The 7,051-nt window shown below is 64.3% G+C and carries 5 protein-coding genes; 4 read left to right on the top strand and 1 reads right to left on the bottom strand.

The genetic code is table 11. The annotated features are described in order from the left end of the window. On the bottom strand, positions 1 to 317 hold a 317-nt coding region (locus MU553_RS23500; protein ID WP_428222025.1), incomplete at its 3' end, for an electron transfer flavoprotein subunit beta/FixA family protein. 351 nt (positions 318 to 668) lie between these two features. On the opposite strand from MU553_RS23500, the gene MU553_RS23495 reads away from it, so the two are divergent. The 4 genes from MU553_RS23495 (at position 669) to MU553_RS23480 (ending at position 6,993) form a co-directional block, all read left to right on the top strand. Next, positions 669 to 1,658: a TAXI family TRAP transporter solute-binding subunit gene (locus MU553_RS23495; protein ID WP_247382264.1), complete on the top strand. Its 990-nt coding sequence runs from the start codon at positions 669 to 671 to the stop codon at positions 1,656 to 1,658. A gap of 24 nt (positions 1,659 to 1,682) precedes the next feature. Beyond that, the gene (locus tag MU553_RS23490; RefSeq protein WP_247382263.1) at positions 1,683 to 4,046 is read left to right on the top strand and encodes a TRAP transporter permease; all 2,364 of its coding nucleotides are present in this window, start codon (positions 1,683 to 1,685) and stop codon (positions 4,044 to 4,046) included. Positions 4,047 to 4,181: 135 nt separating this feature from the next. Next, positions 4,182 to 5,750, top strand: a complete 1,569-nt coding sequence (locus MU553_RS23485) for a long-chain-fatty-acid--CoA ligase (RefSeq protein WP_247382262.1) — start codon at positions 4,182 to 4,184, stop codon at positions 5,748 to 5,750. 103 nt (positions 5,751 to 5,853) lie between these two features. Then, complete coding sequence (locus MU553_RS23480; protein WP_247382261.1) at positions 5,854 to 6,993, top strand: acyl-CoA dehydrogenase family protein; 1,140 nt, start codon at positions 5,854 to 5,856, stop codon at positions 6,991 to 6,993. Positions 6,994 to 7,051: the final 58 nt, after the last annotated feature.

Raw genomic sequence — 7,051 nt, 5'->3', positions numbered from 1 at the left:
GCAGCCAGCAGGTCGGCTTTGGAGTCGGTGTCGAGGTACTCGGCGCTCTCGATGGAGTCGTCCCAGACGCGCACGGCACGGTCGGCGCCCTTCGCGAGGGCCATCCGGATGGTCTCCTCGGACCGTTCCGGGCCGATCGTGGCGGTGACGACTTCCACGTCGTCGTTTTCCTCGCTGATCTGGACGGCTTCCTCGACGGCGTAGTCGTCCCACTCGTTGAGGTCGTATTCGAGATACTGCTCGGCGATGTCGTCGCCCGAAATCTCGAACTCGTCTTCGACTTCCGCCACCTCCTTTACCGTGACAAGAATCTTCATACTCACCTGAGACTCTCGATTGATCCCGGTTAAACGTTTCCGAATGGCCACCCGTTAGCGTTCCTTAAATATCAGTGGAAATTAATATATTCTAACCCATCCAGGCGGCCCGTCGCCAGTCGTCAACGAGTGGTAAATTCCACCGTGAAACGTGCAAATATTGGCACACGGCACAGGGATCGGCAGCTCCGACGACATTGGTTGTTAGCTCTACGCAGTGAGTTCACAACACATTTCGCATAGAAAGTCATTTAGGACATGAATGTTAATGCCGTTTCTATGCGTGGTAATCGCAAAACAACGGGTATAGCCAGACGGTCATTCCTCAAGCGATCGGTCGGGACGGCTGGAATGGTCGGAACGGGCGCCCTCGCGGGCTGTTTCGGTGACTCGGGTGGCGCGAGCGAGACGGCGCCTGGCTCTGACGGCGAGATGATCATGAAGACGGCGTCGGAGACGACGGCGGCCTACTCGATGAGCCAGGTCATCTCCTCGGCCGTCAGCCAGAACTCGGACGTGAAAGTCGACGCGCGACCGAGTCAGGGAACGAACCGCAACGTGTCCGAGGTCGTGCAGGGCAAGACGGAGATCGCCTACGTCCAGAACTGGACCGCGAACAAGATCCGTCAGGGCGAGAAACCGTTCGGCGATCTCGCGTACCAGCCGAACCAGGTGTTCCACCTGTACGATCTGGCGTGGTTCCTGGCGACCGCGAACGACGGCTGGACGAGCGTGACCGACATCACGGCGGACTCGAACGTCTCGCCGACCCCAAGAGGTGCGGGGACGGCGGAGATGCTCGAATACGCGCTCGATTTCGCGGTCGACGACTACAACCGAACGAGCGTCAGTTACGGCGACCAGGCCGGCGCGATGAGCGAGGGTCGGCTGGACGTCGGGGCCGCGACGTACGTCAACCTCTCCATCGAGCCGGGATGGCTCCAACAAATGAAAAGCACCGTCGATCTCCGGGTGCTTAACTGGCCCGAGGAGATCGTCTCGGAGCTCGAAGACGATCCGGCGATCGTCGTCTCGGACATCGACATGAGTCAGTTCGACGATTACGGGTACACGCCGGAGACGCTGAGCACCCCGACGCTGGCGTACAACTTCATCGTTCGCGAAGATCACGACTACGACACGCTGAAGTCGTTCCTCGAGACGCTGTGGGAACAGCGCAAGGGCCTCCAAGAGCAGACCGGACTCCTCGCACCGATGGCGAACGGCGACTCGTGGGTGAAACACGCCTACACTGGGATTCCGTTCCACCCCGCTGCGGCTGACTTCTACGAGGAGAAGGGCCTCTGGTCCGACGAGTTCGAGCGCGGAACAGCACAGTAGAGCGGCTTCCCTCACAATTCAGTCATGACCGAAACACCCGACGATTCAGCAACGTCACCACGTGGGCTGCGTACTGCCTTTTTCGAGCGCTCCGTCCCGGAGATGTTGCTGTTACCCTTCGTGTCGCTCTTCGCGGTCGCGCTCACCGGATACACCGTCTACTACGCCTGGGCCCGACCGTTCACACAGATCATCCACGGAATGGTGTTCTTCCATTTCGGCCTCTCACTGTACTACCTCTATCTCGCGTACGAACACGTCGCGAAGGGGACGTCGGTGGTTGACGGCCCGCTCGTCAGCAGATTCGGCGACTCCGTCCAGCGCCTCTACGTGCGACTCGACGCAGTGGTGTGTCTCGCGGCGACGCTCGTGTCGGCCGGCGCTGGGTACTACTTCGTGACCGGGTACGACCGGCTGACCGGGAACGCCATCCTGATGGGTTATTCGAACACGGACCTCACGCTGGGGCTCGTCGTCGTCGTGCTGGCGATCGACGCGACGCGACGAGCCTACGGCTGGTCCATCGCGCTGGTCGGCGTCGGGTCGGTCCTCTACGCGCTGTTCGGCTCGGCGTTCCCCGGCTTCCTCCAGCACACTGGCCTGAGCCTGCGAGACGTGACGCTCTACGGTGCGGCCCAGCTCGAACGCTCCGGCGTCTACGGGTTCATCACCCAGGCCGGGGCGAAGTACGTGGCTATCTTCATCATGTTCGCCGGCCTGGCCAGAGCGTACGGCATCCTGGACGTCATCCTCGATCTGAGCCAACGCCTCGGCAAGCGCCTCCGCAGCGGGATCGTCCACGTGGCCGTCATCTCCTCGATGGCAATGGGATCGATCACCGGGAGCGCCGCGGCCAACGCCGCGACGACCGGGAGTTTCACCATCCCGATGATGCAGCGCCAGGGCGTCCGCGAGGACTTCACGGCTGCCATCGAAGCCGTCGCCTCCAGCGGCGGTCAGATCATGCCGCCCGTCATGGGCGTCGCCGCGTTCCTGATGGCGGACTTCATCGGCGCGCCGTACGTCCGCATCATCCAGGCCGGCCTCATCCCCGCGCTCCTGTTTTACTTCAGCGTCGGCGTCGCCGTCCAGTTCGCCGTGCTTCGGTACGGCTGGACCAGCGACGAGGGCGAGGACACCGGCGGCATCCTCGAAGTCCTGTTCAGCAAGCACGCGCTCGTGATCGTCTCGTACTTCGCCCTCGCCGTGGGGGCGTTCTACGCGAGTCGCCGGGTCGCAGACCTGCCGCTCGCGCTGTCGGGCGTCGCGACGCTCGGCGCGCTCCTTGCCGGGCGGTACGTTCACGGCGCGATTGCCACCTCAATGAGCGGTGGGCTGACGGAGCTCGTCGACGCCGTCGAGGGGTTCTTCCAGGCCCGATACTTCCTCGTCCCGATGGCAGTGCTGGTCTACGCGCTGGCGGTGATGCAGCTGTCAGCGCTGGCGACCGGGCTGTACACTGTCCTGACGCTGATCGCCGTGATGTACGTTCGCGACGTGACGCTGCTGGTCATCGGTGACGAACCGGCCGACGACTGGGTCACGGGGGCCGACGACGGAGCCCCGACGAACTCGACCGTCAGTGCGGTCGTGAACCAGCTGTTCGCGACGACGGTGAAGACCCTGCGCGGGTTCATGAAGGGCGCCCTCGACATGGCGCCGCTGGTCGGCGTGCTGGCCGCGATGGGCGTCATCATCAAGATGCTCACCCAGACCGGGCTGTCCGGGAAAATCAGTCTCCGGATGGTCGCGCTGGCGGGCGGCGTCCTGCTGATCGCGCTGATCCTGGCGATGCTGACCAGCATCCTGTTCGGCCTCGGGATGCCGACGCCGGCCGCCTACGTACTTGTGGCGGCGCTGCTGACGGCGCCGCTGCAGGAACTCGGCGTCGCAGAGATCACGGCCCACCTGTTCGTGTTCTACTTCGCGATGCTCTCGGCGATCACGCCACCGGTCGCCGTCGGGGTCGCCGTCGCCTCGCGCATCGCGGACAGCGGCTTCCTCACCTCGGCGAAACAGGCGCTCCGCATCGGGATCGCGGGCTTTCTCATCCCGTTCTCGCTCGTCGTGAACGACAGCCTCGTCACGTGGACCGTGACCGGAACGCCCGTGGCCGCGTTCTGCGTGTTCGTCGGCGTCATCGCGCTGACCGCCGTCACCATCGGCTTCGACGGCCGACACGTCCTCGGGATTCCCCACCGCGTCGTCTACCTCGTTCTCGCGCTCGGGGCGCTGTACGGTCCGGCACTGTCAGGCTACGTCGGACCGAGCACCGCAACGATGCTTCAGGTCGCGACCGCGACGATCGCTCTCGTCGGCCTGGCGCTCGCCCAGCTCGACCGGCTCCCCAGCGCAGTCACGCCTGCGACAGAACTGCGTAACCGGTAACCCCCACCTCCTTCGGGACCGCGTTTCTGATCGCTCTCCTTCGCTGACTGAACCGCCCGCGTTCTGCTGACGCCACGGGGAAGGCTCACAATCGAGAAGGCTTTTGTATCGAGGTGGCAAGGCTAGCACACTGTCATGACGAATCTGGTTGCGGAAGTGGCGGATACGGTATCGTCGACGCCCGACTCCGTGGCGATTTCCTTCGACGGAAACGAGCAGACCTACGAGACGTTCTGGGAGCGCACCGGACAGTTCGCGGCCGCGCTCAACGAGCAGGGAATCGGTGAAGACGATCGCATCGCCATCTACCTCCCGAACCTGCCGCAGTTCGTGACCGCGTTCTACGGGGCGCTCCGGACGGGGAGCATCGTCGTTCCGATGAACCCGCAGTACAAGGCCCGCGAGATCAGCCACCTCCTCGCCGACAGCGGCGCGAAAGCCGTCGTCACCCTCTCTGCGAACGCCGAGGCGGTCGCCGAGGTCAAGCCGGAGACCGACGTCGAGACCGTCGTCAGCGTCGGCGAACCGGTCGAGAGCGCGACCGACTTCGAGGCGTTCCTCGCCGACGAGACGGTCCCCGTCGTCGACCGCGCCGACGACGACGTGGCCGTCCAGCCCTACACCTCCGGGACGACCGGCAAGCCGAAGGGCGTCCTCCTGTCGCATCACAACCTCGCGTCGAACACCCGAGCGAACATGACGCTGCCCGAACCGTCGATCGGCCCCGACGACGACCTCGTCGGGACGCTGCCGCTGTTCCACATCTACGGGATGTCGGCCGTGATGAACGCCGCCGTGTTCACGGGCGCGACTTACTACCCCGTGGCCGAGTGGGACCCGCAGACAGTGTTCGACCTCATCGAGACCGAGGCGATCACCGTGATGTACGGCGTCCCGGCCATGTTCAACGACATGATCAACCAGCCCGACGCGGACGCGCGCGACCTCTCGTCGCTCCGGTTCGTCAACTCCGGCGGCTCCAGCCTCCCGATGGAGGTCCTCGAGCGGTTCGAGGACCTGTTCGAGACGCAGTTGTTCGAGGGGTACGGGCTGACCGAGACGAGTCCGGTCACGCACGCGAACCGGCCCGGTGCACGTCGCAAGGGGAGCATCGGCCAGCCGGTCGAGAACGTCGACGCCAAGATCGTCGATCAGGACTTCGAGGAGATGCCCAGAGTCGAGGAAGGCCCCGTCGACGAGTCGGACGTCGACCTCGACGAAATCGTCGGCGAACTCGTGGTGGCCGGTCCGAACGTGATGCAGGGCTACTACGGACTCCCGGCGGCCAACGAGTCCGCTTTCACCGAGGCCGAGGGTAAACGCTGGTTCCACACGGAAGATCTGGGCTACTGGGACGAGGAGGACTTCGTCTACGTCGTCGACCGTGAGAAACACATGATCGTCACGGGCGGCTACAACGTTTACCCGCGGGAAGTCGAGGAACTCCTCTACGAACACGACGCGGTCGCCGACGCGGCCGTCGTCGGCATCGACGACGACCGTCGCGGCGAGACGGTCAAGGCCCTTATCGTCCCCGCACCTGGGTACGAACCTGGGGACGACGTGACCGCAGACGAGATCAAACAGTACGCGCTCGACAACCTCGCGGAGTACAAACACCCGCGGATCGTCGAGTTCCGCGACGAACTGCCGCGCACTACCACCGGCAAAGTCCAGAAGTACGAACTGCGGAAGGACGGCTAACGGCGCGGCCTGGGGTTTCCATCTTGTTACTGGTTGGGGACATAATCTAACGGCAGTTCAGAATATCAGAATATATTTTACATGCCACGCGTAACTTCCCCACATGGCGTTCCAGCTATCGGACGAGCACCGCGCAATCCGGCAGGCCGTCCGTGAGTTCGGCGAGAACGAGATCAAACCAGTCGCGAAGGAACACGACCAGGAGGGATCCTACCCGATCGAGCTCCGCAAGAAGGCCGCGGAGTTCGACTTCGTCGCCCCGCACATTCCGCTCGAATACGACGGCGCGGGCATGAACCTGCTCGAGGCGGTCCTCGTCACGGAGGAACTCTGGCGCGCCGACCCCGGCATCGGGAGCGCCGTCGGCTCGGCCGGCTTCGGGACGAACATGATCATCAAGTACGGCGACGAGTGGATGAAAGAGGAGTGGCTCCCCAAGATCGCCAACGGGGAGGCCGCCTCCTACTCCGCCATCTCGGAACCGGCCCACGGGTCGAACGTGGCCGGCATCGAGACCCGCGCGGAGAAGGACGGCGACGGCTACGTCCTCAACGGCAACAAGATGTGGATCACGAACGGCACGGTCGCCGACGTGGGCGTCATGATGGCCAAAACCTCGCCCGACGAGGGCCACCGCGGCATCACCGCGTTCCTGGTGCCGACCGATCTGGACGGCTTCAAAACCGAGAAGATCGACAACAAACTCGGCATTCGCGCCTCCGACCTCGCGGAAGTCATCGTCGACGACGTCCGCGTCCCCGCGGAGAACGTCATCGGCGAGGTCGACGAGGGGTTCTACCAGCTGATGGACTTCTTCGCCTCCGGTCGCACTCGCGTCGCGTCCCAGGCCGTCGGGGCCGCCCAGGCGGCGCTCGACGCCGCGCTCGACTACGCCGGCGAGCGCGAGCAGTTCGGCCAGAAGATCGGCGAGCTCCAGGCGATCGAACACAAACTCGCCGAGATGGCCACGAACGTCGAGGCCGCTCGCTCGCTGACCTATCGCGCTGCCTCCCAGGTCGAGAACGGTGACGACGACCTCGCGGCCAAGTTCGCCAGCATGGCGAAGCTATTCGCCGGCGAGCACGCCGTCGACGTGGCCGACGAGGCCATCCAGGTGCACGGCGGCGCCGGCTACGTCTCCGACCACCCCGTCGAGCGCTACTACCGGGACGCTCGCATCACGAAGATCTACGAGGGCACCAGCGAGATTCAGAAGAATATTATCGCCGACCGCCTCCTGTAACGACGACGGGACGTCACTTCTCGTAGGACAAGTCGTGTCCGTCCCGCTTTTCGCGCGC

This window comes from Halorientalis brevis, from assembly GCF_023077655.1.
Note: the sequence above shows the minus strand (reverse complement) of the source record. Positions and strands in the feature narration are given on the sequence as shown.